1 protein-coding gene is annotated in these 5,014 nt (G+C 73.2%); it reads right to left on the bottom strand.

Translation table 11 applies throughout. From position 1 onward, the window contains the following. On the bottom strand, positions 1–4,993 hold a 4,993-nt coding region (locus tag ACFV4N_RS39590), incomplete at its 3' end, for a type I polyketide synthase (protein ID WP_499677822.1). Positions 4,994–5,014 lie beyond the last annotated feature (21 nt).

The raw sequence follows: 5,014 nt of genomic DNA, 5'->3' as shown, positions 1-5,014 counted from the left end.
CACCGACAACCAGATCCCACAACTCCTCCGGAGAACCCACCCCACCCGGATAACGACACGCCATCCCCACCACCACCACCGGATCATCGGCACCGCTCACCGCCGGACCGGTCGTCGCCGGCGCCTCACCGCTCGGGGTGAGCCGGCCCAGCAGGTGGTCGGCGAGGGCCCGCGGGGTCGGGTGGTCGAACACGGCCGTGGTCGCCAAGCGCAACCCGGTGATCGCGTTGAGCCGGTTGCGCAGCTCGACGGCGGTGAGCGAGTCGAGCCCGGATTCCTTGAAGGTGCGGTCGACGCCGATCGGGTCGCGCCCGTCGTAACCGAGCACCCGCCCCGCCTCCGCACGCACCAGCTCCAGCAGTCGCCCAGGCCGGGCCGTCACGTCCTCGCCGGAGGGGCGCGGCCCGTCCGAACGGCTCGGCACGGCCGCCGGGTGAACCCGCCGCGGCGTGATCAGTTCGCGGAGCAGCGGGTGCACGCTCCCGCCGGCCGCGGCGGAAGCGGTGTCCAACCGCAGTGGCACGAGCAGCGGCTCGCCCCGCCGAACGGCGGCGTCGAAGAGCGAGAGCCCCTCGGCCTCGGACAACGCCGCCACTCCCGAGCGGGCCATCCGGTTGAGGTCGCCGGCGCCGAGCGCCGCCGCCATACCGCCCCGCTGGTCCCACATCCCCCACGCCAGCGACGTCGCCGGGAGTCCCTGCCGGGCGCGGTGGTGGGCGAGCGCGTCGAGGTAGGTGTTGGCGGCGGCGTAGTTGGCCTGGCCCGCCGCGCCGATCAGGCCCGAGATGGAGGAGTACAGCACGAACGCCGACAGCGGCAGGTCGAGGGTCAGCTCGTGGAGGTTCCTGGCGGCCACCGCCTTGGGGCCCATGACCGCGTCGAGGCGTTGCGGGCTCAGGTCGGTGAACACGCCGTCGTCGAGCACGCCGGCCGCGTGGACCACGGCCGTGAGGGGTCGATCGGCGGGCAACTCGCCGAGCAGCGCGGCGAGCGCGGCGCGGTCGGCGACGTCGCAGGCTTCGGCCCGCACTTCCAGGCCGAGCCCGGTCAGCTCGGCCACCAGGGCCCGCGCCTCGGGCGTGACGGGGCCGCTCCTGCTCACCAGCAGCACGCTCGTCACGCCGTGCTCGGTGGCCAGGTGCCGCGCGAGCAACCGACCGAGTCGGCCGAACGCCCCGGTCAGCAGCACGGTTCCGTTCTCCGGCAACGGTTTCCCGGCGGCGTGGTGCGAGCCGGGATCCCCGGGCGGGCGGGTCAGGCGCGGGACGCGGACGCCCTCGGCGGACAGCGCGAGCTGCGGCTCCCCCGTGGCCACCGCGGCGGCGAGCTGTTGTGCCCCCTCCCCGCCCGGCGCCACGTCGACGAGCACGATGCGGTCGGGGTGCTCGGACTGCGCGGCGCGCAGCAGACCCCAGACCGGCGCGTGGCCGAGATCAACGCCCTCGTCACCCCTCGGATCGACGGCACCGGTGGTGACGACGACCAGCAGGGCGTCGGCCACCGCCTCATCGGCCAGCCAGTCCTGCACGAGTCGCAGCGCGTGGTGCACGCCGCCGAAGTCCGCGACGCCGGTCGGGGGGAGCACGGTGATCACCGCGGTCGGCGTCGGCGCCCCCGCCGCCACCGCGGCCCGCAGCGCGGCGAGGTCGGCGTACCGGTCGAGCGGTGGGCCTTCGCCGGCCACCCGCGCACCGAGGTCGTGCGGGTCCTCCCCCACCACCGCCCAGTCGTCGGTGCCGGGGTGGGCGCCGACCTCCTTCGGCAGCCACGACAACCGGAACAGCGCCGCCTCGCCCCGACCCGTCGACGGGGTCGGTGAGGCGGGTCGCAGCACCAGCGACTCGATCGACGCGACCGGGTTGCCGTCGCGGTCGGAGAGCACGACGGCCACCGCGTCGGCACCGGTCCTCCGGATGCGGGCTCGCAAGGCCGACGGGGCCGCGGTGTGCACGGTGACACCACTCCACGCGAACGGCACCAGCGTCTCGTCGGCGGTCTCGAACAGGCCGACCAGCGCGGCCTGGACGGCGGCGTCCAGGAGGGCGGGGTGCAGGTCGAACCCCGGGTCACCGGGCCCCGCCGCCTCGTCCAGCACGATGTCGGCGAAGACCACGTCGTCGCCGCGGTGGACGGCTCGCAGTCCTCGGAACGCCGGTCCGTAGTCGTACCCCCGGCGGGTCAGCTCCGCGTACGCGGTGGTGGTGGCGATGGGTCGGGCGTCGGGATCGACCTCGCCGTTCCAGCCGGTCGCGGACGCGGATTCGGCGGGTGGGGCCAGGCTGCCGTCGGCGTGCCGGGTCCAGGTGTCGTTCCCGGCGGCGCCTCCCCCTCGGGACAGCACGCGCAGCGCACGGCGACCGGTGTCGTCCGGTGCGTCGACCACCAGCTGGAGTTGGGTGTCGCCGTGCTCCGGCACCACCAGGGGTGCGTGCACGACCAGTTCTTCCACCGGGCCGGCACCGGTTCGCCGCGCGGCGTGCGAGGCCAGGTCCAGGAACCCGGTTCCGGGCAGGATCGGCGTGCCCGACACCACGTGGTCGGCCAACCACGGTTGCCGGTCCACGGACAGGCTGCCGGTGAGGACGAGCGCGCCGGCATCGCCCACCGGCATCTCGGCGCGCAGGAAGGGGTGATCGACCGGCTCCAGGCCGACGGCGGCGAGGTCGTGCTCCGGGAGGGAGGACGCGTCCAGCCAGTAGTGCCGGCGTTGGAAGGCGTAGGTGGGCAGTTCGGTGCGTCGGGCACCGGTGCCGTCGAACAGCTCCGACCAGTTCACCGCCACCCCGGCAGCGAACAACGCGCCCAGCCCCGTGAGCGCCGACTCGACCTCGTCCTGACCACGCCGCAGGCTGGGCACGGCTGTGATCTCGTGGCCGTCGAGGCATTCCCGCACCAACCCGGTCAGCACCGCATCGGGACCCAGTTCCACGAACCGAGTCACACCGCAGTCGTGCAGTCGGGTGACCGTCTCGGCGAACCGAACCGTGTCCCGCACGTGCCGCACCCAATATTCCGGATCGGTCATCGCCTCGTTCACGGTCCCGATGCGCGGTGACCGGAACGTCAACCCGGCCACCACGGCGCGGAAGTCGTCCAGCATCGGTTCCATCAACGGCGAGTGGAACGCGTGGCTCACCACCAGCCGCTTCGTCCGGCAACCGAGACTGGTCAGCCTCGCCACGATCCGCTCCACCGCGGCCTCAGCCCCGGACACCACCACCGACGATGGGCTGTTCACCGCCGCGATCGACACCTCAAGGTCCTCGGCCACCAACGGCGCAACCACATCCTCACCGGCCGCGACCGCCACCATCACCCCACCCGGCGCGAGCCCCTGCATCAACCGACCCCGCGCCGTGACCAACCGACAGGCATCCTCCAGCGACAACACACCCGACACATGCGCCGCCGCGATCTCCCCCACCGAATGACCCGTCACGAAATCCGGGACCACACCCCAGGACTCGAACAACCGGAACAACGCCACCTCAACCGCGAACAACGCCGGCTGCGCCAACTCCGTGGAATCCAAACGGCCACCCTGACCGTCCACATCGAACACGGCAGCCCGAACCGCCGGGTCCAACAACCCGCACACCCGGTCGAAAGCCGCCGCGAACACCGGGAACCGCCGGTACAACCCCCGACCCATCCCCACCCGCTGCGAACCCTGACCGGTGAAGACGATCGCCACCCGCCCCGGACCCGACACGCGTCCCGCCCCGGTCCCACCCTCGGCGAGATCCGCCAGGCGATCCAGCAACTGCTCCCGGTCCGAAGCAACCACCACCGCCCGGTGCTCAAGAGCGGCGCGATCAGTCACCAACGAAAAAGCAAGATCCGCCAACCCCACATCCGGCCGCTCCATCACGTGCGACCGCAACCGGGCAGCCTGACCACCCAACGCACCCGACCCACGAGCCGACAACACGAACGGCAACGCCGGCGGCGCGAGCGCGGTCGTCGGCGTCGGTGCGGTCTCAGCCGCCGCCGGCTGCTCCGGCGCCTGTTCGAGGATGACGTGCGCGTTCGTGCCGCTGATCCCGAACGAGGACACGCCCGCTCGCCTGGGCCGGTCCGCGTCCGGCCACTCCCGCGCTCGGCTCAGCAGCGCCACGCCGCCGGAAGACCAGTCCACCTCGGGCGAGGGATCCTCGGCGAACAGGGTCCTCGGCAGCAACCGGTGCCGCATGGCCATCACCATCTTGATGACCCCGGCGACGCCCGCCGCCGCCTGCGAGTGGCCGATGTTCGACTTCACCGATCCGAGCCACAGGGGCGCGTCGTCGGTGTGCTCCCGCCCGTAGGTCGCCAGCAGTGCCTGCGCCTCGATCGGGTCCCCGAGCCGGGTGCCGGTGCCGTGCCCTTCCACCGCGTCGACGTCGGCGGCCGTCAACCCCGCGTCGGCCAACGCCTGGCGGATCACCCGTTGCTGGGAGGGGCCGTTGGGGGCCGTCAGCCCGTTCGAGGCCCCGTCCTGGTTGACGGCCGAGCCCGCGAGCACCGCCAGCACCTCGTGCCCGTTGCGCCGCGCGTCGGACAACCGCTCCAGCACCACCAAGCCCACGCCCTCGGACCACCCCGTGCCGTCCGCGCCCGCGCCGAACGACCGGCACCGGCCGTCCGGGGACAGTCCGCGCTGCCGCGCGAACTCCGTGAGGATCATGGGAGTGGCCATGACCGCGACCCCGCCGGCCAGGGCGAGCGAGCACTCGCCCGACCGCAGTGCCCGCGCGGCCAGGTGCAGTGCCACCAACGACGACGAACAGGCCGTGTCCACCGTCAGCGCGGGTCCCTCGAACCCGAACTGGTACGCGATCCGCCCGGACAGGACCCCGGGCGTGGTACCGGTGAGGAGGTACCCGCCGGCATCGGTCCGCACCGCGCCGTACCCGTGCGGTGTCGCTCCCACCAGCACGCCGGTCCGGGTGCCGCGCAGCGAGTGCGCGTCGATGCCCGCCCGCTCGAAAGCCTCCCAGGCAACCTCCAACAACAACCGCTGCTGCGGATCCAT

The sequence above is a fragment of the Actinosynnema sp. NPDC059797 genome, from assembly GCF_042732085.1.
Lineage (GTDB): Bacteria > Actinomycetota > Actinomycetes > Mycobacteriales > Pseudonocardiaceae > Actinosynnema.
This window is presented reverse-complemented; position numbering and strand designations above follow the sequence as displayed.